The 21147-nt window shown below is 62.2% G+C and carries 19 protein-coding genes and 1 pseudogene; 11 read left to right on the top strand and 9 right to left on the bottom strand.

Features of this window, described 5'->3' with window-relative positions; genetic code table 11:
* Window positions 1-350: 350 nt before the first annotated feature.
* Window positions 351-983: a carboxymuconolactone decarboxylase family protein gene (locus tag XpruCFBP8353_RS15665; protein ID WP_101364055.1), complete on the bottom strand. Its 633-nt coding sequence runs from the start codon at window positions 981-983 to the stop codon at window positions 351-353.
* Between the two features lie 620 nt (window positions 984-1603).
* Here XpruCFBP8353_RS15665 and XpruCFBP8353_RS15660 point away from each other — a divergent pair.
* On the top strand, window positions 1604-2644 hold the full coding sequence (locus XpruCFBP8353_RS15660) for a sensor histidine kinase (protein ID WP_243391136.1): 1041 nt from the start codon (window positions 1604-1606) through the stop codon (window positions 2642-2644).
* Window positions 2641-3345: a LytR/AlgR family response regulator transcription factor gene (locus XpruCFBP8353_RS15655; protein ID WP_101364053.1), complete on the top strand. Its 705-nt coding sequence runs from the start codon at window positions 2641-2643 to the stop codon at window positions 3343-3345. The genes XpruCFBP8353_RS15660 and XpruCFBP8353_RS15655 overlap by 4 nt, the downstream gene beginning before the upstream one ends.
* Here XpruCFBP8353_RS15655 and XpruCFBP8353_RS15650 read toward each other — a convergent pair.
* Window positions 3342-4721, bottom strand: a complete 1380-nt coding sequence (locus XpruCFBP8353_RS15650) for a serine hydrolase domain-containing protein (protein WP_101364052.1) — start codon at window positions 4719-4721, stop codon at window positions 3342-3344. The two genes, XpruCFBP8353_RS15655 and XpruCFBP8353_RS15650, sit on opposite strands and share 4 nt — an antisense overlap.
* Window positions 4722-5058: 337 nt before the next feature.
* Here XpruCFBP8353_RS15650 and XpruCFBP8353_RS15645 point away from each other — a divergent pair, with 337 nt between their 5' ends.
* The 3 genes from XpruCFBP8353_RS15645 (at window position 5059) to XpruCFBP8353_RS15635 (ending at window position 8059) form a co-directional block, all read left to right on the top strand.
* Window positions 5059-5475: a hypothetical protein gene (locus XpruCFBP8353_RS15645; RefSeq protein ID WP_101364051.1), complete on the top strand. Its 417-nt coding sequence runs from the start codon at window positions 5059-5061 to the stop codon at window positions 5473-5475.
* Window positions 5472-6782 carry a PQQ-dependent sugar dehydrogenase gene (locus XpruCFBP8353_RS15640; RefSeq protein WP_101364050.1) on the top strand — a complete coding sequence of 437 codons (1311 nt, stop codon included), beginning with the start codon at window positions 5472-5474 and terminating at the stop codon, window positions 6780-6782. The genes XpruCFBP8353_RS15645 and XpruCFBP8353_RS15640 overlap by 4 nt, the downstream gene beginning before the upstream one ends.
* A gap of 242 nt (window positions 6783-7024) precedes the next feature.
* Window positions 7025-8059, top strand: coding sequence for a Gfo/Idh/MocA family protein (locus tag XpruCFBP8353_RS15635; protein ID WP_101364049.1), 1035 nt, complete (start codon window positions 7025-7027; stop codon window positions 8057-8059).
* A 259-nt stretch (window positions 8060-8318) separates the two neighbouring features.
* On the opposite strand, the gene XpruCFBP8353_RS15630 is transcribed toward XpruCFBP8353_RS15635, so the two are convergent.
* From XpruCFBP8353_RS15630 to XpruCFBP8353_RS15620, 3 genes are all read right to left on the bottom strand, one after another.
* Window positions 8319-8594, bottom strand: coding sequence for a hypothetical protein (locus XpruCFBP8353_RS15630; RefSeq protein WP_101364048.1), 276 nt, complete (start codon window positions 8592-8594; stop codon window positions 8319-8321).
* Window positions 8595-8728: 134 nt separating this feature from the next.
* Window positions 8729-9154: a YqaA family protein gene (locus XpruCFBP8353_RS15625; protein ID WP_101364047.1), complete on the bottom strand. Its 426-nt coding sequence runs from the start codon at window positions 9152-9154 to the stop codon at window positions 8729-8731.
* A 264-nt stretch (window positions 9155-9418) separates the two neighbouring features.
* Window positions 9419-10609 carry an FAD-dependent monooxygenase gene (locus tag XpruCFBP8353_RS15620; protein ID WP_101364046.1) on the bottom strand — a complete coding sequence of 397 codons (1191 nt, stop codon included), beginning with the start codon at window positions 10607-10609 and terminating at the stop codon, window positions 9419-9421.
* Window positions 10610-11504: 895 nt separating this feature from the next.
* On the opposite strand from XpruCFBP8353_RS15620, the gene XpruCFBP8353_RS15615 reads away from it, so the two are divergent.
* From XpruCFBP8353_RS15615 to XpruCFBP8353_RS15600, 4 genes are read left to right on the top strand one after another with little or no spacing between them, the layout of a single operon-like run.
* Window positions 11505-12023: a dehydrogenase gene (locus XpruCFBP8353_RS15615; protein WP_101364228.1), complete on the top strand. Its 519-nt coding sequence runs from the start codon at window positions 11505-11507 to the stop codon at window positions 12021-12023.
* On the top strand, window positions 12011-12769 hold the full coding sequence (locus XpruCFBP8353_RS15610; protein ID WP_101364045.1) for a PIG-L deacetylase family protein: 759 nt from the start codon (window positions 12011-12013) through the stop codon (window positions 12767-12769). Before XpruCFBP8353_RS15615 ends, XpruCFBP8353_RS15610 begins: the two co-directional genes overlap by 13 nt.
* A complete protein-coding gene (locus XpruCFBP8353_RS15605; protein ID WP_101364044.1) occupies window positions 12766-13368 on the top strand; it encodes a class I SAM-dependent DNA methyltransferase in 603 nt (200 codons plus the stop codon). The genes XpruCFBP8353_RS15610 and XpruCFBP8353_RS15605 overlap by 4 nt, the downstream gene beginning before the upstream one ends.
* Complete coding sequence (locus XpruCFBP8353_RS15600; RefSeq protein ID WP_101364043.1) at window positions 13365-14033, top strand: glycosyltransferase; 669 nt, start codon at window positions 13365-13367, stop codon at window positions 14031-14033. The genes XpruCFBP8353_RS15605 and XpruCFBP8353_RS15600 overlap by 4 nt, the downstream gene beginning before the upstream one ends.
* A 21-nt stretch (window positions 14034-14054) precedes the next feature.
* Here XpruCFBP8353_RS15600 and XpruCFBP8353_RS15595 read toward each other — a convergent pair.
* Both XpruCFBP8353_RS15595 and XpruCFBP8353_RS15590 read right to left on the bottom strand, forming a co-directional pair.
* Window positions 14055-14642 (bottom strand): annotated as a pseudogene (locus XpruCFBP8353_RS15595) (RDD family protein); the annotation flags it as partial.
* Between the two features lie 168 nt (window positions 14643-14810).
* Window positions 14811-16061, bottom strand: coding sequence for a diaminobutyrate--2-oxoglutarate transaminase (locus XpruCFBP8353_RS15590; RefSeq protein ID WP_101364042.1), 1251 nt, complete (start codon window positions 16059-16061; stop codon window positions 14811-14813).
* Between the two features lie 332 nt (window positions 16062-16393).
* Here XpruCFBP8353_RS15590 and XpruCFBP8353_RS15585 point away from each other — a divergent pair, with 332 nt between their 5' ends.
* Entirely contained in the window at window positions 16394-17530 is a 1137-nt protein-coding gene (locus tag XpruCFBP8353_RS15585; protein ID WP_101364041.1) for an alpha-hydroxy acid oxidase, read from the top strand.
* A gap of 145 nt (window positions 17531-17675) precedes the next feature.
* Here the strand turns inward: XpruCFBP8353_RS15585 and XpruCFBP8353_RS15580 are convergent, their stop codons facing one another.
* Together XpruCFBP8353_RS15580 and XpruCFBP8353_RS15575 are read right to left on the bottom strand one after the other, a co-directional pair.
* Window positions 17676-18995, bottom strand: coding sequence for an aminotransferase-like domain-containing protein (locus tag XpruCFBP8353_RS15580; RefSeq protein ID WP_101364040.1), 1320 nt, complete (start codon window positions 18993-18995; stop codon window positions 17676-17678).
* A 30-nt stretch (window positions 18996-19025) separates the two neighbouring features.
* The gene (locus XpruCFBP8353_RS15575; RefSeq protein ID WP_101364039.1) at window positions 19026-19532 is read right to left on the bottom strand and encodes a VOC family protein; all 507 of its coding nucleotides are present in this window, start codon (window positions 19530-19532) and stop codon (window positions 19026-19028) included.
* Window positions 19533-19904: 372 nt separating this feature from the next.
* Here XpruCFBP8353_RS15575 and XpruCFBP8353_RS15570 point away from each other — a divergent pair, with 372 nt between their 5' ends.
* A complete protein-coding gene (locus XpruCFBP8353_RS15570; RefSeq protein ID WP_243391137.1) occupies window positions 19905-21041 on the top strand; it encodes a helix-turn-helix domain-containing protein in 1137 nt (378 codons plus the stop codon).
* The last annotated feature ends 106 nt before the right edge of the window (window positions 21042-21147 follow it).

Here is a 21147-nt window from a genome sequence, read left to right as displayed (position 1 = left end):
TCAGCCCGCCTGGCGCGGACGCCGGTGACCTCGGCTTCAGGCGTATCGCGCAAGGCGGTGAGTGAAGTCTGTAAAGGTTTGAGCGATCTGCTCAGCCAGGGCCGGCAGTCTTCATGCACGGCACGGCGTGGGACCGGCTCCGTGCCCGCACTACCTGCACGCGCGGGCCTGGGCGTTCACGTCGACAGGCCGGTAGTGCGTCAGCAGGTTTTTTTGCGTCGGCCAATGATTCAGCAGGCAAACACGCATGCCGCAGCAGCGGTTGCACCTGTGACCACGTCGCTCCCAGCCACACTGCAGCACATCGGGCGAGTCGCCCGCCCGGTGGCTGCATCAGCTGGTCAGCATTCTTACTGCGTCTTGGCCAAGGCGGCCTTGGCGCGGGTGCCGGCTGCCGCACCGACCCGTTTGTCCAGCACCTGCGCCAGCGCGTTGAGCTGCGCGCTGCTCACGCCGATGTTCATGCTGACCTTCAGATGCGACTGCAATTGCACATCCACCCCCTCCAGCGCTGCGAGCATGCTCACCGTTGCCATCTCGCGGCTGACCCAATCGAGGTTGTCGCGCGCAAAAATATCGCCGAACAGGTGCGTCTTTAAGTAAGCATCGATGGCCGGCGCGAACTCGAACAACGGCCCAGACACCGCCGCTCCAACAAGCTGCGTCTGATTGGCGGTGCCCAACGCAAGCAGTTCCGGGCCGGTCGGCACCGGGCCCGGCAACTCGCCCTGCGCGTCGGCAAGGCCGCGCTGTTGCCGTGCTTGAACCAGCTGCATCAGCGCCGATAGCGCATTGAGACTGCGCGGAAAACCGGCGTACGCGTAGACCTGTACCAGCACTTCCTTGCATTCGTTGATGGTCAGTCCGGTGTCCAGGCCTGCCTCCAATGCAGTGGTCAAACGGTCGATATCGCCGGTCGCCGCAAACGCGGCAATCGGTGCGATGGCTTGCTGTCGGGCCGACAGACTTTCAGAGATGGGCATACCGATGGACTCCAGGGAACGTGTTGCCGCGGGGGAGGGGGCAACCACACAAACAGCGACCGCGCCGAGGACCCAGGCCTCACGTGTGCGCGCGTGAGGCCGATGCACCACAGTGGTCGGTCTCACAGATCCAGATCTAGGGGGCGCTGCGCTGAAATCCAAGCGTTGTCTCCTTGCGTGATGCGCAAGCCGCAAGCCTGTGCGGCTGCGCGATGGGCCATGCACGCAGCGCGATGCGTCTGGACAGGGGATGGCGCCAGCATGCCGTATCCGCCTCGCCGTTCCAGTCGCGTGTACCGCATGCAGTTATGAGGTGCGCTCATTGCCGCGTGGCGGTAACGCGGTGAGGCGATGAGATCGTCTGATGCGCCGGCGCCATCTGTAGGCGGCTGGACGGCAACCAACGATCAGACAGGCAACGCACCATCCAGCGGCCTCCAGCACGTCAGCGCGTAGCGCTCTGCGTAGTGCAAGACGACTCCGGATAGAGACACCGTTTCCGCAGGAGTGATGCACTGCATCCCTCGCCGTCCTATGCTATGCGCCAGCCTGCAGCAGGGATGGCCTGCCTGAGCGCCAACGGAGCGGACGCGTTTGATCGATGCAGGAAGGCGGCACGCATGCGCGGGGTAAGACGCATGTTCTGGCTGATGCAGACCTTGGGATGGGCGCTGTTCCTGGCCATCGCCTACCTGGCGCGGCCGAGCGAAGAACAGGTGCCCGATGCGCTCCAGCTTGCTGCAGTGATCGGTCTGAGCATGAGCGGGTTGCTGGGTAGCCTCGTGCTGCGCTGGCTGTATCGAAGGCTGCAGGCCGATGGGTATGGCGAGCTGCGCTGGCTGGGGCTGCTGTTCGTCGGCAGCCTGGCGATGGCGGTCGGCGTCGATCTTGCCGTGCACGGCGTGCTGTGGCTGTTGCGCGATCTGTCGCCGGCGACGATGGCATTGCATGACGCGCAGCCCATGATCTCCGGTACACCCTTGCTGTTTCCCGCCTATATCGCCTGGAGTCTGTTGTATCTGTCGATCAGCAGGCAGACGCGCCTGGCCGAGGCCACACGCCATCAGAACGACCTGCGCCTGGCGCTCAAGGAGGCGCAGTTGCAGCGGCTGCTCGGCCATATCAGCCCGCACTTCACCTTCAACACGCTCAACAACATTCGCGCGCTCATCCTGATGGACCCGGAGCTGGCGCGCGAACAGATCACGCGTTTTGCCAGCACGCTGCGCTACCAGTTCAGCGGCGGCGAAGAAGCCCTGGTCACGGTGGACGACGAAATGGCGGTGGTGCGCGATTATCTGGGCCTGGTCGGCATGCAGCTGGGCAAACGCCTGCGCTACACCGAACAGCTGGACCCGCGTGCGTTGCCGCGGCAGGTCCCGCGTTTTTGCGTGCAGCTGCTGGTGGAAAACGCCATCAAACATGGTCTGGGGCCAAGCAGCAGCGGGGGCGAGCTGCATGTGCAGATCGCCTTGCAGGGCGCGCGTCTGCAGATCGATGTGCGCAACAGCGGCCGCTTGCAGCACACCGGCAGCAGCGGCACCGGCCTTGCGAATCTGCGGCAACGTCTGCAACTGTCGTTCGGTGCAGGCGCCGGCCTGGGCCTGCAGGAAGAGGGCGGGTGCGTGGTTGCCCAAGTCTGGATCGGAGGTGGTGCGTGATCGATGCGGTGATCGTGGAGGATTCGGAGCTGGCCCGTTTCGAACTGGAGCATCAGCTCAAGGGCTACCCGCAGATACGCGTGCTGGGGCATGCCGGTGATGTGGATGCCGCGGTGGAGCTGATCGAATCGAGCGCACCGGCGCTGGTCTTTCTGGACATCGATCTGCCCGGCGGCAATGCGTTCGATGTGCTGGAGCGGCTGAGCCAGGTGCCGCGCATCATCTTCACCACCGCATTCGACGCCCACGCACTCAAGGCCTTCGGCTACAACACCGTGGATTACCTGCTCAAACCGATCGCGCCGCAGCGGCTTGCCCAGGCCATCGCCAAGGTGGGCGAGGCTTTGCCCACCGCGCCGGTGCGGCGCTCGATGGACAGCGCCATCTTCATCAAGGATGGCGAACACTGCTTTCTGGTCAAGCCACGCGACATCCGTGCGATCGAGGCAGTGGGCAACTACAGCCGCGTGTACTTCCAGAACCACTCGCCGCTGCTGTATCGCCCACTGGGTGCGATCGAAACACAGCTGGCGCCGGAGAAATTTTTCCGCGCCAGCCGTAAGTACATCGTCAATCTGGATTTCGTGGAGCAGGTGGCGCCGTGGAGCAATGGGGGACTGATGCTCACCCTGCGTGGCGGGCTGGAAGTGGACATCTCACGTCGGCAGAGCGTGCGGTTCCGGGAGCTGCTGAGCCTTTAGCGCGCAGCGCCTGCTGCCACTTCGCCGATGCCGCTGCTGTCGCCCAGCAAACGGTCGTGCAGCGTCATGACAGCGCGTCCGCTGCTGTCGACGGCAAAGCTCAATGCGTCCAGGGTGTCGCCCAGGTAGTCGCGTCCGTCGGCATGCGGCGTGACCACAAGCGCATCCTCGCCTTCGCGTTGCAGCTGCAACGCGCCGTCCACGCTGGCCAGTATCCGTACGTCGTCCTTGGCAAAGCGGTAGCGGCCGAGCCACGCCCGGGCGTCGTTACGCGCCACAAGCGCCGGTGCATAGGGTGTGCCTGCGGCGATGGCCGCCAGGCGCACGCTGAGCGTGGTCGGATCCAGAAACTCCGCATTGGTCAGCACGGTGACGAAGACGTCCGGCTGCTGCAGGCGCACCGCGTAGCTGTTGAAGCCATTGATGAAACCACCGTGCTCGACGTCGGCGATGCCATTGGTTTGGCCGATGATCCAGCCGAATCCGTAAGGCGAGGCGCTGCCATCGGCAAGCACGGTCTTGCGCATCGCCTGCGCCAGTAGCGATGCGGGCACCGGCACGCCGTCGCGTAATGCACGGTGCCAGATGGCCAGGTCGTCCACGGTACTGATCAGGCCACCGGCGCCTTGCGGCTGCGTCATGCTGATGAAGTCCGCGTTCTGCAGTTCGCCCTTGCTGCGGCGGTAGCCGTGGGCCCGCTTGGCGATGATGGCCAGGTGGCTGTCGTAGCGCGTGTGCTGCATGCCCAGGGGCTGGAACAGCGACTGCTGCAGGTAGGCAGCATAGGACTGACCGGAGAGGCGTTCGATCAGATGGGTCAGCACGATGTAGTTGGAGTTGCTGTAACCGAACCGGGTGCCCGCAGCGAACTCCAGCGGCAGGTCCTTGAAGTAGTTCATCAGGCTCGGCGCATCGGTGTCGTCGCGCCGTGCTGCGCGCGAGGCCGCAATGCTGCTGACGTTCTTGATGCCCGAGGTGTGGGTGAGCAGCTGCCGTACGGTCACCTGTGCCAGCGGGCCGCTCAGCGCCGGATCGAGCGACACCACCGTCGCGTCCAGGCTCAGCTTGCCTGCCTGGACCAACTGCAACACGGCCACCGCGGTGAACTGCTTGCTCATCGACGCCAGCCGTAGTGCCGCATCCGGCTGCATCGCCAGCCCGTTTTCGATATCGGCCATGCCGTACGCCCGGCGCAGCAAGACCGTGTCGCCGCGCGTGACCAGCACCACGCCACCGGGTTGATTGCCCTTGAAAAATGCATCCGTCTCGCGTGCCAATTCTGTGGTGGCGGGCGCAGCCACCACAGGTGGTGCAGCACGCGCTACCCCGGCTGCGCTCAATACCGCTGCCAGCATCACTGCTCCGATCGTCTTCATCTGCCTGCTCCCTGAGTGGATGCGGCCAGCCTAAAAGCGCGTTCTCGCTGCACCGAGCACTCCATGACCTGTGGTCGGTGTGCCGGTCCAGTGGTCGTGTGGCGGGATGAGCGGCGAGGTGTCTGGTCGAACTGCGCGAGCGAGCATTGATGGATGCGACACCAGGACGGTGCCGGGTGGCCTCTAAGCATAACCAGGCGCAACCGCGCAACGACCCGGCGCGTGCAACAGTGCATTCATCGCCTGAGCAGAGGCGGTGCCCGCAAAATCGTCCTGCTCATCACACGCCAGCTGGCAGCATCGGGGCACGTTTCGCCATTGCCTCAACGAGTCCACCATGAATGCAGCCGTCGTTTCGCCCCGTCGCTGGGCCATCCATCCGTTCCATGCAGCCGTGCTCGGCGGCGTGTGGCCCTTGTTCCTTGGCGCGCTCTTGAGCGACTACGCCTACTGGAGCAGCTACCAGATCCAATGGAGCAACTTCGCGTCCTGGCTGTTGGTCGGGGCCATGGTGGTGACCACCATCGCGCTTGTGGCCGCCATCGTTGGGCTTGTGCGCGGCAGCCGCAACGTCGTCTATGTGGTCGCCTTGGTGGCAACCTGGATCGTCGGCTTCTTCGATGCGCTGCATCACGCGCGCGATGCCTGGGCCATCATGCCGGCGGCATTGACGCTGTCGGCAATCGCCACGCTGTTCGCATTGGTCGCCACCTGGGCGGGGCTGTCGGGTCTGCGCATCGGAGGTGCACGATGAGCCGCTACACACATGTGCTTGCAGTCTCCGTCCTTGCCGCTGCACTGGCCGCCTGCGGCAAAGCGCCTGAGCTCGATCAGCACGGCGCCACGCCGGAACTGCCGGCCCCGGATCGCGGGGTACTGCCCGACATGACGATTGCCGAGCCCACTGCATGGGGCGACCGCAAGCCGACGGTGCCCGCGGGGTATCGCATCACCGCCATCGCGACCGACCTCGGCATTCCGCGACAGACGCTGGTGCTGCCGAATGGCGACATCCTGGTGGCCGAAGGCCGCGGCGGCTCTGCGCCAAACCTCAAGCCCAAGGACATCATCGCCGGCCCGATCAAGGCCAAGGGCACGTCCAGGGCCAAGAGCGGCAATCGCCTCACCTTGTTGCGCGATGCCGATGGCGATGGCACCTATGAACTGAAGACGGTTTTTGCCGATAAGCTCAATGCGCCCTATGGGCTTGCGCTGATTGGCAATGCGCTTTATGTCGCCAATCAGGACGCGCTGCTGCGCTTCGACTATCGCGAGGGCCAGACCAAGGCCAGCGGCGCACCGAGCAAGGTGACCGATCTGCCATCGGCGATCAATCACCACTGGACCAAGGCGCTCACCGCCAGTGCGGACGGTCGCTACCTGTATGTGGCGATCGGCTCCAACAGCAATATCACCGAGCGCGGCATGGCCGTCGAGCTCGATCGCGCACAGATCTGGCAGGTGGATGCCGCAACCGGGGCGCACAAGCCGTACGCCACCGGCATCCGCAATCCCACTGCGTTGGCCATCCAGCCGGGCAGCGGGACGTTGTGGGCAGTTGTCAACGAACGTGATGAAATTGGCCCCAACCTGGTGCCCGACTATTTGACCTCGGTGCGCGAAGGCGGCTTTTATGGCTGGCCGTATAGCTATTGGGGCAAGAACGTGGATACCCGCGTGATGCCGCAGGACCCGCAAAAGGTGGCCTCGGCGATCGTGCCGGATTACGCGCTGGGTTCGCATGTCGCGGCACTTGGCGTTGCGTTTTCGTCCAGCGCAATGGGCGCCAAGTTCGCCGACGGCGTGTTCGTCGGTGAGCATGGCAGCTGGAACCGCGACCCACCTGTCGGCTACAAGGTGGTGTTCGTGCCGTTCCGCGACGGTCGCCCGGCAGGCGCCCTGATCGACTTCGTGTCCGGCTTCCATGGCGAAGATGGCAAAACCCGTGGACGCCCGGTTGGGGTCACAGTTGACCCGCGCGGTGCATTGATCGTTGCCGACGATTTGGCCAACATCATCTGGCGCGTTACGCCGGAAACTGCGGCCGCGACGCCGCAGTAAGCAGACCCATCCATGCAGTTTCTATCCTGGTGCCGAAAGGGCCAGGATAGAAACTGAAGCCGGCTGCTTCGGCGCTGCTTCCAATTGGTGGCGATACCGATCGGACACGTTGTCATGCGCTGAAGCGTACTGCGCTTAATCTGGCACTGACGCTTTTCACGCGAACCACGCCCGATGCCTCGTCGTGTAGGTAACCCGCGCTTTGCTAGCATCGTGGCATCACCGATGCAGAGCACGTCATCATGCTGCCAACGACATTCCCAACGCCGGATCTGTTCCTGCCAGGCCAAGGCGAACCCTTGTTGCGATGGGGCGTACTGGGTCCGGGAAAGATCGCATCTGCCTTTGTAGGTGCATTGCGTAGCAACACTCGGCAGCGTCCATTTGCGGTGGCCTCACGCAACCGCGCGCGTGCCCAAGCCTTCGCCGATACCTGGGCGATGGAGCACGCCTACGATAACTACGAGGCACTTGTTTGCAACCCAGACGTCGACATCGTCTACGTTGCGACGCCACATAGCGAACATCTGCAACATGGCCTGCTGGCACTGCGCGCGGGCAAGCATGTCCTGATTGAGAAGCCCATCACCACCTGCGCGCAAGATGCCCGCGTGCTGGTGCAAGAAGCACGTGCGCGCGGACTCTTCTTGATGGAAGCCATGTGGAGCCGCTATCTGCCCCACACCTCTGTAGTGCGCAAGCTGCTGTCCGATGGAGCGCTGGGCGATATCCGGCACGTGTTTGCAGATCTAAGCCAGTCGGGCCCACGCGACCCGCTGCATCGGCAACGCAACGCAGCACTGGGCGGCGGCGCGCTGCTCGATCTGGGCGTCTACGCCATGCAGTTTTCCTCGATGATTCTTGGCGCGCCCAGCGCAATCACGGCCGTTGGCGCACTGACCCAAACCGGTGTCGATGCGTATTCAACCGTGGTGCTGTCGCATGGCGGGCACGCGCAGTCCACCCTCATCAGTTCCATCGTGGCCCGTAGCAGCTCGACCGCCTATGTCACCGGTAGCACGGGCCGCATCGATCTGGCTGGCGACTTTCATAACCCGACCACGTTGCGTCTGGCAGGCAATGATGACGCCACCGTACCGATACTCTGGACCGATACCACCGGCATCGACGGCTATCGCGGGCTCTCCTGGCAAGCCACGGCAGCTGCCGGCTATATCGGGCAGGGATTGAAAGAATCACCGCTGCATCCGCTCGAGGAGGTTATGCAGATCATGACAACACTGGACGTGGCGCGGTCGCAGCTTGGTAAGGTGTGAGTCACTAAGCGCTCGCGTCAACGCCCCGGGCAGGACGGTCATCGATGCATGAGCAATCTGCTCCTGACGAAGGCCGCTGATGTCGAGCAGTTCACGGAGACCTGGCGCGGCGCAGTTCAGTACCGGCATTTGAAGCGGGCCGTGCTCGTTTGATGCATATTAAGATCGTAAAAAAAGACGCCCCCAATGCAGGGGCGTCTTGCTAGTCGCGTCTCAGTCGGTCAGCCCAGCGCGTTGGGTTCACATCGAACCGCGCCTGTTACGGCAGATCGCACTTGAGCTTTCCGTCCACGTAGTACGGCTTGGGAACATCCGGATTCTTGCTGGTCTTTTCGAACACCACTTCAAACGAACCAAGATCCGGCGTGCCGTTGCGCGATGTGCAGGCTTCCTGCAATTTCTTCTTCACTGCCGCAATGCCCGCATCGCGATTGGCGCCATCGGCGCTGTTGGTCAGGTTGGCAACCTCGGCGTAGGCCATCGGGCTCAGCGCCACCAGGCAACCCGCCAGTATCATCGTCTGTAGCTGCTTCATACATTCTCCTTTGTCGTATCGCTCATGCGCTGCAGCTACCCTGCAGCGCCGACAGCATAGGTGGGTCGCGTTAAGCCCTCGTGGGCAGTGGAATCCGGTACGTCAGGCCAGGCGGCATCCGCTCGGGCTGGCAGTCACGAGGCAATCGCAAGCGTCGCCCATGCAATGACGGCATAGCGTGCGGTCTTGGCAACCACCAGCAGAGGTAGTACGGCACGCAGCGGCTCGCGCATGACCCCGGCGGCAAGCGTGAGCGGGTCGCCGACGACCGGCATCCAGCTCACTAGCAGCGACCACTTGCCATATTTTCGATACCATACCTGCGCACTGAGCAAGGCATTCGGCTTGATGGGAAACCAGCTGCGCCCCTGGAACCGTATAGCCTCGCGCCCGATCCACCAATTGATCAACGACCCCAACACGTTGCCAAAACTCGCAACCACCACCAGGCCAACAACAGATCCGCCGTCCAGCAGCAATGCAATCAGCACGGCCTCGGACTGCGCAGGCAGCAGCGTGGCAGCAATTAGCGACACGACAAAGAGCGAGAGATAGGTCAATGGCAATCCGGACAGCTGTGGGTGACAGCCGCACGATACACACGCAGCCGATGCTTCAAGGCTCGCGTCTAATCAGCACGCTGGCAGGGCATGTGGACGACGCACTGCGGTAGTGCCGCGACCAGTTTCGGTAACGGCGCCACTGGGTCTCTACGCGCGACCAGAATATGCGTCTAATCCCAGCACTATCACCGACCGCGCACAAACACCTAGCTCGCGTGCCTGCTGCGGTGGAGGTGACTTCATCGCTGTCACCTTAGCGAGTTACTCATAGCGCGGCAGCACAATCGATCTGGAGTCCCGCGCGAAACGATTCGTCATGAATTTCTTGAAGAGCGGTCTGCTAGCGATATGCATGGCACCGCGCAGCACCGCCAGTCCGGGACGCGTGTGCGGCCACAGCAGGCGTGGAAGCAGCTTGGGGACGTTCTGCCCCTCTTCGACGAACGGTCGCATGATGTGCTCGTAGCGCGAAAATGCGGCCGAAGGCGTATCCGCCTTGGCAAGCTCTCCGGCGAGCACATACCCACCCACCATCGCCAGCGTGGTGCCGATACCAGAGAGCGCCGTGGGACACCATGCTGCGTCGCCGGTCAGCACCACCCGCGCATTGGACCAACGCGGCATGCGCACCTGACGCAGCACGTCGAAGTAGATATCGTCGACGTCTTCCATCGCTTCGATAACGCGTGGAAATTCCCAGCCCAGCCCGGAAAACTGCGCATGGATGAAGGCGCGCTGTTGCGCTGCGTTCCAGGTATTTTCGTTGTCTGACCGCTTCTGGATTCCAAGGTGGACGCCCAACATCCCATCCCGTGCCGGCTTCACCACTGCGCCTCGTCCTCCCGGCGCGTTGTATTGCCGCGCGTAGGCACTATCGTGGGCGCGTTGCGGAATGCTGAAATAGGCGATGGTCATGTCCATCCAGCGCGGCCTGTTTTCGCCCGGAAAGATCAGTTCGCGGGTGTGCGAACCAACGCCTTCGGCCACCACGACGCATGTGTAACTTTCCTGACGGCCACTGGCAAAGGTCACCTGCACGCCGCCATCGTGCTGCTCTACGCGGACGATGGTGTCGTCGAAGCGGAAATTTGCCCCCTTTTCTAACGCCGCGTCGTACACAATTTGCGCGATGTCGCCACGGCGGATTTCGAGTTCCGCCGTTGGACCACTATCGTTGCTGGAATCCGCCGCTTCGAAGCGCGCCACCACACGGTCGTCGTCGGTAACCCAGTCTGTCCCGCGCTCGCGAGTGCTGCGCGCGAGTGCCGCCGCTTCCAGGCCCATGCGACGCAATACCTCGCGTGCATTGCCACGCACATCAACGTTCTGACCGCCATTGCGGAACGACGGTGCGCGCTCCACCCCACTCACATCCCATCCCGACCTGGCAAGCCAAAACGCAGTGGTCGTGCCGGCTACGCTTGTACCTGTAATAAGCACGCGACGAGTCATGCAACTCACTCCCGATAAATACATCATACATGATCTAATTTTGTCGGGCGGCCGGCGTCTGCAGTTGGCGGCGCTCAATGCGGCTTTGGCATGCCACGCACCAGGCCGCTGGTAGCCGCCGCTCCCCGCCGCGACGACATCAACACTGGAAAGCGGGCAGGGGGCATCGATGACGGGCCAAGATCACGCCGTGTGAAGTGCTGCCGCGAGCGTGCCTTGCCGTGTCTGCGGGCGAACGTAAGCGGCGCTCGACGCGGCGCCATGCAAACATTCCACAACAAGTTCACGCATGGGCCGCGTTCGCTTTGCGGCTGCGTTGGTGCCGCGGCAGTGAACGCAATGTCACCTTGATGTGTTCAGTGCATGTGCACGGACTCACCCCGGATTGACGATGCAACGCCTAGGTTGGCGAATGTCTCAGTCATCCACCGCCCATGATCACCTGCCGGGCACGCTTCCACGATCGACAGATGGAATGCTTGCGCAACGCGTTCGACATCATGTGCGGACTAATCCGGTGCTTCCCCATCCAGGTTCCGGGCAGACGCGTACACGTTGGCAGGCACTAAGCAGATTTGGCGCCGAGAGCTTGCCAGTGGCCAAGGTGCTGGAAGCGCACTACGATGCCTTGTCCATTTTTTCCGAGGCCGGCACTCCAGCACCGCCAATAGGGACAGTTTGGGCGGTATGGGCTGCCGGTGGCCCAAGCGATACGGTAGTGCACGACACGACGACATGCAGCGTGTCTGGCGTCAAACCTTGGTGTAGTGCAGAGCTTGAAGTGGTGACGCATGCGCTGGTGACCATCAGAAACGGTGATCAGCATCCACTTGCTGCGGTCGCGCTGACGCAAGGCCAGTTCGAGCTCGACGCAAGCCAGTGGCATGGCCCTGGCATGGTCGGCATTCCTACCGGCAACGGCCTGTTCAAGAACGCGCCTGCCGTGTTGCTTGGCGAGCCGGACTTCTATCTGCGGCGGCCGGGCTTCTGGCACGGAGGGGCGGGGATCGCTGCGTGCTGGTACGGCGCCGCAACAGCGATTGCCGAGCATGTACGTTGCTCGCCCCGGGTGATGCACAGCCCATTTTGCGCAGCGCATCTGGGCGCCATCGACGCGCAGCTGTCAGCCGCACGGCTACTGCTGCAAAACTTGGCCGATAGGATCGATAGCGCCCCGACGGAAAGCCATCAGTTCGCAGTCATCCAGCTGCGCAGCCTGATGGATCGCATCTGTCGCGACGTGATCGAGCGTGCCGCACTCGCACTGGGCCCTGTTTCCCTGTGCTGCGACGCCGAACATGCGCAGCGCTGTGCCGACCTTGCTGCCTTCATCCGCCAATCGCATGGCGAAAAAGATGAGCAATGGCTGGGTGAGCAGCTCCACGCACGCGAGGTCGCTCCATGGCTGCTTTGAGAGGCGAGCCTATCGAAGGACAGGGCAATTCCGAAGCGCGTTGGAACGCCTCGCGCCAGTTGAATGCCCTGCCGACCACCACGATTGAGCAGCTGCTTGGTCCCGCGCGCCGGGTCGTGGTGGTGTCCCCGCATCCTGACGACGAGGTACTGGGATGCGGCGGGCTGCTTGCGATGGCGATCGAATCGGGGCGAGAGGTGCTGATCGTCTCCGTCACGGACGGCGAAGCGGCCTATCCGGACGAAGACGCCTGGCCGCCAACGCGGCTTGCCGCAGCGCGCCGCGAAGAACTGCGGCATGCGCTGTCATGTCTGGGTGTCGATCCAGAACACGTCGTCAGACTGGAGATGGGAGATGGTCAAGTGCGCGCAGGTGTGAATGCACTTGGTGCTCGGCTTGTCGATCTGCTCAAACCAAGCGATGCGGTGTTGGTGACCTACGCACACGATGGACATCCCGATCACGAAGCATGCGCAGATGCAGCGACGCGCGCAATCGCATCCTGCGCAGCGCGGCTGATCCAATTTCCGGTCTGGGCGTGGCACTGGGATGATCCAGACGCCAGTCAGGTGCTGGCGTCGGCAACACGTCTTGCACTTCCACCCGCTTCCCATGCCGCAAAGATGCGCGCGATCTATGCGTTCAAAACGCAGACCGGTCACGTCACTCCCGCGCTGCGCAATCCCATCCTTCCCGATTGGGCGCTGGCTAGATTTCGGCGCGACTTTGAGGTCTATTTGCCATGAATGTCCAGGCCAACGCCGACTACTTCGATAGCATCTACCAGCAGCCTGACCCCTTCGGTTATGCAACGCGTTGGTACGAGACGCGCAAGCGCGACATCCTGTTGGCAAGCTTGCCCAGGAAGAGGTTCGCACGTGGATGGGAACTGGGCTGTTCCAATGGCGAGGCGACATGTGGCCTGGCTGCCCGCTGTGAGTACCTGCTGGCAACCGACATGTCCGCAGCCGCGATCGAGCAGGCCAAACAGCGGGTTGGCGAACGCAGCCATGTCGAGATTCTTCAAGCGTGTCATCCGCAGCAATGGCCTGTGGGCCATTTCGACCTGATCGTGCTGAGTGAGATCGGCTACTACCTCGCTGCAGCCGAACTGGAAGACCTGATCGTACGCATCCAGGACGCACTCACGCCAGATGGACTTCTGGTGGCGTGTCACTGGAAACATCCGTTCGAACAGGCGCAACAGGACGGCGTTTCGGTGCATGTGCATAGTGCACGCCTGCTGACGCTTCCTCTGGGGTATCGCTATGAAGACAGCGACTTTCTTCTTGAAGCATGGACGGCACAGCCGCTATCGGTCGCACAGCAAGAAGGACTGCGATGATCGCCGTCATCATTCCGGCGCATAACGAAGCCGAGTACATGGCTGCATGTCTCCGATCGGTTTTCCGCGCTGCCTCACACCCCGACTTGGACGAACCGGTAGAAGTCATCGTCGCCGTTGATCGCTGTACGGACGCCACTGCCGAGCTCGCACGGGCAGTGGGGGCGCGTGTGATTGATGTGCCGCTGCCGGGCGGTGTCGGCATGGCCCGCGCCGCAGCCGCGTCCACAGCGATTGCGCTGGGCGCAGACTGGCTGGCAGTCACCGATGCCGATTCCCGCGTTCCGGCGGATTGGTTAATCGAACAACGCAGCGCAGGCGCCGGCGTGTTTTGTGGCCTGGTGGAAGTGGAGGACTGGCTGGACTACTCCGACGAAGTACGGAGTAAGTTCGAACAGACACAGGCAACCAGAGAAGGGCACGGCCGCATCCACGGTGCCAACCTCGGCGTCCACGCGGATTTGTATCAACAGTGCGGCGGATTTTCCACGTTGACCTGCAGCGAAGACGTTGCGCTTGTCCGCGCATTGCAGGCAATCAAAGCCCCGATCGCCTGGTCGCCACGCGCGGTTGTCTTGACCAGTGCCCGCCGGCATGCGCGTGCACTCGGCGGTTTTTCGAGCTTCCTCAAGCAACTGGAAGCCTTGCCGCTAGCCCCGGCATAAGCTTGCAGTGCGCCACGACGTCGGGAGTATCGCGGCGACGATCAGCAGCACACAGACCACGACCAGATGCACGTGTCTCACCGGCATGGGCCTGGCCGCGGCGACCGGAACCTGCGCCATGACCACTGAACTTCCCACCGCCAGATCGTGCAGCGAACGGCGACCTTGGCGATTGAATACATACAGGTAGATGATCGAGAGAGTCCCGCCGAAAATCAGCAACGACAATACGTAACCCATCGGCGACATTGATGCGGAGCTGTCGATTTGGACGCCGTTGAGGAAGAACGCAATACCCAGCACCGAGTACCGTAACAGCGATTGCGACAGCGTCAGTAGAGCGCCGGTCTTGCCGAACACACGCACGCCGAGCAGGCGCCTGCCCAGTGTTTGGCCGCCGCACATCACACGATTCGTAACGCCGAAGTAGGTCAGTGCAATGACGAATCCGAGTAGCCTTGCGTAGCCGCCAAGTCGCACGAATACCTCTGCCAGCACCAGGCCTGCCAGTCCGCCGATCGCAGCCAGCACCGGACAATCAACAATAAACGCTGCCGAGCGCGGCCAGAAACCTGCTGCGGAAGGCGTGCCGCCCGCCGCTTTACCCATGCTCACTTCCATGTAATCCCCGGTTGCAATTTCCCCTTGCGCGGACGATGCCATGACAGTGGGGTCGAGACTACACGGGCGGCTGACGATGGTCAGGGCAACAGATGGGTTGGACGATGAACAAGCGACACAGGTGTGGTGACGAACTTGTTCTGCTTCTTTCGCATCTCAGCCACATGCCGAGACAACAGCATCTGACAGGATCTCCAGGCCCTCGTGCAGCAATGCATCCGGTGTGGTCAATGGGGCCATGACCTTCAGGACCTCCCCGCGTGCGCCTGCCGTTTCGATGACCAGCCCGTTGCGGAATGCGTGAGCGCTTGCGACGGCGGCGCGTTCGCGCGTGCGCATGTCGAGCCCGATGAACATGCCGCGCCCTTTGATGCGCGCTTCCGGTACGTGCGCAGCCATGCGTGTCAGTGCCTGGGCAAGGATTTGAGCCCGTCTGTCGATCTGCGTGCGGAGCGCATCGTCTGCCCAGAATTTGCGCAACGCCACGGTGGCGGTGAGCATCGCGTGGTTGTTGCCGCGAAAGGTGCCGGTGTGCTCGCCAGGAAGCCAGCTATCGTGCTCCGGTGCGACCAGCAGCAGGGACAACGGCAAGCCGAAGCCAGATAGAGATTTGGATAAGGTGATCAGGTCGGGGACCAGCGCCTGTTCGTCAAAACTGAAGAAGTTTCCACAGCGTCCGCAACCAGCCTGGATATCATCCACGATCGTCAGCGCACCATGACGGCGAGCGGCGGCGAATACCCGATGCAACCAGGGTGTGGACGCGACATTGAGTCCGCCTTCGCCCTGAACCAGCTCCAGCACGATGGCAGCGGGCGGGTCGATCCCGCTGGAAGGATCGTCCAGCAGCGCGTCTAGCAGGGCGGCACTGTCGACTTCGCCGCCAAGGTAGCCGTCGTAGGGTAGCCGGGTAACGCCGCCATGCAGCAGGTCCATGCGATGGTGGCGGCTGCCCGTCGCGGCCAGCGCTCCCATCGATAAGCCGTGATAGGCATTGCTGAAGGCAATGATGTTGTGGCGTCCCGTGCGCTTGCGTGCCAGCTTGAGCGCAGCCTCGATGGCATTGGCACCGGTCGGGCCGGTGAATTGCAGCCGGTGGGGCAAGCCGCGCGGACGCAAGATGTGTGCAACGAAGTGGTCGATAAAGTCGTGCTTGGCCTGCGAGTGTAGGTCCAGCGACATCGCCAGGCCGCCCTCGCGCAGATGCGCCACCAGTGCCTCGGTCATGTCTGGATCGTTGTGACCATAATTGAGCGCGCCACAGCCTGCGAGGAAGTCGATGTAGCGACGTCCCTGTGCATCGAACAGCTCACTGCCCGCGCCACGGACGAAGAGCGCGTCGAACGTGCGGCAATAGCTGCGCACATTGGATTCATGGTGCTGGAACAGTTGGCGCGGGTCGATCATGTCGATTCCAATTCGTGACAGCAGCATGCGGCCCCGGGACTGCGCGGCGGGTCCAGCATGTTTCCGTGGTGCCCAGCAGAACGTCCGCCGCGGACAACCAGTGGCCATGTTGCATCCCGAGCGGCCCTGGACGCGTAGCGCTGCGCCGTGCGTTACGCCGCGCCGGGGTGAGGTGCCGAGCGGTGAATAACCGACCTTTTTTAAGACGATGCTTGATCCGTGTCTTGACTCGCTGTGCCGCGCGGTTGTCTGCGGTGGCGTCGGTCGGTACACGGACAACGGTTGGGCATGGATGCTGTATTTCCGTCATCCACGCGCGTTAGCATCGTGCGATGCGGACACTGACCTGCCTGGATGATGTTCAAGCGTTGGCGCGTCGCCGGGTGCCGCGCATGTTCTATGACTATGCGACCGCCGGCAGTTGGTCGCAATCGACCGTGCAGGCGAATCGTCGCGATTTCGATGCCTGTTCGCTGCGTCAGCGCGTCGGGTGCGATGTTTCGCAGCGCAGTACAGCGACGCGCATGCTTGGGCATGCGGTGACGATGCCGGTCGCGCTGGCGCCGACCGGGTTGGCTGGCCTGATTCATGCCGATGGCGAAATTCTCGGTGCGCGCGCAGCCGAGGCGTTCGGCGTGCCGTTCGTCTTGTCGACGATGAGCATCTGCTCGTTGGAGCAGGTGTGTGCCGGTGTGCGCAAACCGTGCTGGTTCCAGCTCTACCCACTGCGTGACCGAGGTGTCGTTGCAGCGTTGATTGAACGCGCGACCGTCGCCGGTTGCGACGCCTTGATGGTGACGATGGATGTGCCGTTCTTGGGTCAGCGCCATGCCGATCTGCGCAATGGGCTGAGCGTGCCTCCCCGGTTGCGGCCTGAGGTGCTGCTGGATTTTCTGACCCATCCGCGCTGGGCACTGGGACTGTTGCGGACGCGCCGCCGTTGCTTCGGCAATCTCGTCGATTACGTGCCTGCTGGAGGCGATCTGCAGACGCTTGCCGAGTGGACCGCCCACCAGTTCGATGCCAGCCTGGGGTGGGATGATCTGGCATGGATCAGAAGCCGCTGGGATGGGACGTTGGTAGTGAAGGGTGTTCTCGATGTGGAAGACGCGCGGCAGGCGTTGCAGGCCGGCGCCGACGCCTTGGTCGTCAGCAATCACGGCGGGCGGCAACTGGATGGGGCGGTGTCCAGCCTCCGCGCCCTGCCGGCGATCGCCGAGCTCGCGGCGGGCCGCGCCGAGATACACCTGGATAGTGGCATCCGCTGCGGCCAGGACGTGCTCAAGGCGCTGGCGCTTGGGGCATGCGGGACCTATATCGGCCGTGCATGGCTATATGGGCTCGGTGCGTTGGGCGAGCAGGGCGTTGCACGGGTTTTAATGCTGATCCAGCGCGAACTGGAATTGACGATGGCACTGTGCGGACGGACCCATATTGCAGAGATCGATCGTTCAGTCGTGGTGGATTGATCGCATGACGCTGGCCATTGCCAGCTGGCGCGAGCTGCGCAAGTACCGCAGCGTCATGTCGTCAACGCAACCTCCATAGCGAGTCTGCTGACTCCGGGCCTGCGTTGGATCCTGCGCGTTAGCGGATGACGCAGGATTCGGTGATTTATAGCGAAGGGCAGGCGTCCAGCTGGCGCAGGCTGTCGGCCGCATGCAATCGGTGGCGCACGAAGCGTGAGAACCGCGCGATGCCTTCGGCGATTCTCTCAGTTGCCACGTTGCTGTAGGCAAGCCGCACTTGCTGGCGGCAACTGCCGTCGATCGCAAAGAAGGACAACGGCATCACCAACACGCCGCACTCGCGCGCGCAAGACGCCGCTTCTTCGGCGGCGAACACGAACGGCAGCGTGACGATCAGGAAGAAGCCGCCTGCCGGAACATTCCAATGGATCTGCGGCGTTAGCGCACCGAGTTCGTGGGCCAGGCATTCCAGCATGCGGTCGCGATTGCGCTGGTAAAGGGCGCGCGGCGCCTGGATTAATGGCGCCAAGCTGCAGCCGTGTTCGAGCAGCACTCCGCCGACGACGGCTTGCGTGACCTGGCTGGTGTTAAGCGTGCCGAAACTCTTGCGCCGTGTCAGCGCCTGGTGCAGGGTGCGTGCCGCTGCTGCGCTGCCGAACAGCGTCGGTGGCAACACCAAAAAGCCAACGCGCAGGCCTGGGCACAGCGTCTTGGAGTAGGTGCCCAGATAGATGACGCAACCATGGCTGTCCAGTGCGCGCATGGTGGGAACGCGTTCTGTTTCGAAGGCAAACAGCCCATATGGATTGTCTTCCAGGATCAAAACGCCGTGCGCGGCGCACACCGCCGTGATCGCCTCGCGCTGATCGCGGGGTAGCACGGTTCCAGTGGGGTTGTCGAAATCCGGCACCAGATAGAGCAGGCGCGCACGCTGGCCAGCGGCGTGTAGCGCATCCAGCGTCTCGGCCAGCGCCTCTGCGTCGGCGCGACCATCGCGATTGAATGCGGCGATGGTAATGCCGTGACTGTCCGCCACGCCGGTGATGCCGATATAGGTCGGATTGCGGACCAGCACAACCTCGTTCGGCTGGCGGCATAGTTCGGTGACGCACAAGTGCAACGCTTCCTGGCAGCCTGCGGTGATCAGCATGCGATCGATGCTGGCCGGTACGCCTTCGTCCGCGGCAAGTTGGGCCACGACCAGGTCCTCAATGATGCCCTGGGTTGTTCCGTACTGTGCGATCAGATCGAGCGCACCTGCCTGGCTAATGCGGTGACGCTGTGCCAGATGCGTAGCCAAGCGCGGGACGGCGCGCATCCATGCCTGCAGATCGAAGCAACTGTCGGTCGGACGTCCTGAAACGAACGAGATGGCGTTGGGGTGGCGCGAAGACACCTCGTTGAGGAAGGTCATCACGTCCAGACGGTCGTCACCCATCGCTTGGTCGGTCTGTGTGCTTGCCATCGGCTGGCTCCTGGGATGCGAGGTGGTCCCTCAATACGCGCCACTGCGCTCCAGTTGCTCGAACAACTCGTTGACCGATGCGTCCTGGAAACCGACTTCGCCATTGCGTTCGATGAATTCGAAGCTCAGGCCAGTCAGCTTGCTGCGATTGGAAAAGATTTGTCGCAGCCCCTGACCTTCGATCACGTTGGTGTCGAAGGCCAGACCACGTTCACGCAGGTGCTTGGCGGTGGCGTGGGCATCGTCGACGCGCAGGGCGATATGCGCGACGCCCACGCCGTGATGGGCGATCAGTCGCGATACCTGCGATTGCGGTTCGGTGCCTTGGCAAAGCACGAAGATGAGATCGCCATGCTGCATCTCGGCCGAGTGCATGCCGGTCGTCTTGCCGGTGATGTGGCGTCGTCCCGTCAACACAAAGCCGAGTTGATCGCGGAACAGCGTGATTGCAGCTTCTAGGTCATCTACCGCCAGCGCAATGTGGTCGATCTTGTGGTAGCGCGGAGCGCTATCGGGTTGTTGGATGCTATCGGTCATTGAACGCTCCGTATGCCATCGGGTAATGCGCGGCATTGCTGACGAAAATACATCTCGGCAAACGCATGTGTGCTGTTTCCAAAACAGATCCGTCTGCATTCGCGCCGATGTGGAGAGGAATTCAGTACAAGCTGCGCTCAGAACTTAAGGTTTAAACATAATCCGTCAATAAGAATTTTCTGTGACACGCATCCATGCATTTGGCTGGCGTCAGTGTGGGTCTCAATACATTGGTCAAATTAAATAAGGGCATAAGTGTTAATTTCGTTTATAAAAATGCAAGATAGATTTATCTTGAGACATGGATATTTCAGTAATGTTGGTATTAAAATTTAGTTGAAATAGGCGCTCGGGTTTAGCTGCTATTACCTGATGAAATTTACCGAACTTTCGTTTTTCATACTGTCATGGAATGGAAGCAAAGCCTGCCTAGCATTCCGTGCCCACAACCTGATTCCTGAGAGCCGGATGGAGATGAATACGTCATGCCGAGCACGGATGGAACCTTCGTATTGCGCACCGGACGTGCAGCCTGCATCATCGCTGAATATATTCAATTCGTTTTCAACCTCGCAGATTCATCCTGGCGAGCGCGTTCACCGTTGGCTTGAATGGATGGCGCGGTCGGTCGGTGCAGAGATCGATGAGGCGCCCGGGCGGCACAGGTGTTCCTTGAGCGCTTCCGAATCGGCCCTGCAAGGCGCTATCAGCCAACTGCGTTTGGGCGATTTACATATATCCAAGGTGTCGGCTAGCGCACACGCGCTTGAGTTGAAGCTCGGCGGTGCCATCAGGCGTGATCCCCACGTCCTGATTGCGCTGCAGTGCAAGGGCACCAGCACGTTGGTACACGATGGCGTGCCATTGGAGCTGAGGGCGGGCGAGATGCTAGCGCTGTCCATCAAGCAGAATTTGAGCATCGTCAATCCATCAAATGTCGAACAGCATTTCATCTGGTTCGAGAAGCCTCGGCAGGCGACCAGGATGATGGAGGGAGTCGTGTCGCACCGGCGCTGTGGGCCGGCACCGATGCAACGTCTGGCATGCAGCTTCGTCGAACGCTTGTTCAACGAGCCCGACCTGTGCAACCCGGAAAGTGGACAGTTCTTTGCGCAAGCCATGATCAAGCTGCTGGGGCTGGCTCTGAAGGAAACTACCGCAGCCAAGCCTCAGCTGGAACCTAACCGGCCGTCGCGTGAGATGGTGTTGCAGTTCGTCGAGCGCAATCTGCGCGATCCGAAGTTGTCCCCGGACACGATTTCGCGCGCCTTGGGGTGGAGCAAACGCACGATTTACCGCGCATTCAAAGGCGGGAACGGGGAAAGCCTGAATGGCTACCTGTGGCGGCGCCGCATAGAACAGTGTGCGCAGGAATTGCGAGGCCCCGGTAATCTGAGTATTACGGGCATCGCCTATTCGTTCGGGTTCAGCAGCTGCCCGCATTTCAGCCGCCTGTTCAAGCAGCAAATGGGCGCGTCGCCATTGCAGTATCGGCGCGGTGTCTATTGATCGGCGCGCCCACCATGGCCGATAGCGAATAGACCGGCGCGCCCAGCGTGCGCGCCGTTGTCCGGTTGCATGCGGCGACCGTTGCGTCGCCGCATTTCGCGTGAAT

It is taken from the genome of Xanthomonas prunicola, assembly GCF_002846205.1.
Lineage (GTDB): Bacteria > Pseudomonadota > Gammaproteobacteria > Xanthomonadales > Xanthomonadaceae > Xanthomonas > Xanthomonas prunicola.
Note: the sequence above shows the minus strand (reverse complement) of the source record. Positions and strands in the feature narration are given on the sequence as shown.